Raw genomic sequence first — 318 nt, forward strand, 5'->3', positions numbered from 1 at the left:
CCTCGCCTACGGCATGCAGCACGTGCTCGTGATGAGCGCGGGGGCGGTGGCGCCGCCGCTCATCCTCGGCGCGGCGATGAACCTGCCGACCGAGGCGGTCGCCTACCTGATCAACTGCGACCTGCTGGTGACGGGCATCGCGATTCTGATCCAGTCCCTCGGCCTGGGGATGTTCGGCATCCGCCTGCCGGTCATCATGGGCGTCAGCTTCGCGGCGGCCGGCCCGATGGTGGCGATGGCGCAGGATCCGACGATCGGCCTGCCGGGCATCTTCGGCGCGACCATCGGGGCGGGTGTGTTCGGCCTGCTGCTCCGGCC

1 protein-coding gene is annotated in these 318 nt (G+C 70.8%); it reads left to right on the forward strand.

The genetic code is table 11. The annotated features are described in order from the left end of the window. On the forward strand, window positions 1–318 hold a 318-nt coding region (locus tag ACLBYB_RS33015), incomplete at both ends, for a solute carrier family 23 protein (protein ID WP_447701408.1).

The sequence above is a fragment of the Methylobacterium sp. D54C genome (assembly GCF_053345595.1).